General features: G+C 42.5%; 1 protein-coding gene. It reads left to right on the top strand.

Translation table 11 applies throughout. The features are described 5' to 3' along the window. Nucleotides 1-226, top strand: a 226-nt coding sequence (locus tag ACVCXO_RS00055; protein WP_452227565.1) for a hypothetical protein, incomplete at both ends; no start/stop codon positions are given.

Here is a 226-nt window from a genome sequence, read left to right as displayed (position 1 = left end):
AGCTTTACGTTTAATCCGATGCCAACGGATGGAGCAACAATAAACGCAACTAGCGGAACGGTAACTAATGGAATTTCAGGAGCGATCTATACTATTGAATACACGAGTCCAGGAACCTGCGGAACAAGTAGCACACAACCGGTAACTGTTTTAACTTTAGGAAACGCTTCTTTTAATACGACAGCAACTTGTGATGGCGGAACATCAAATATCACAGGAGATCTTG

It is taken from the genome of Lacinutrix sp. MEBiC02404, assembly GCF_053601575.1.
Note: the sequence above shows the minus strand (reverse complement) of the source record. Positions and strands in the feature narration are given on the sequence as shown.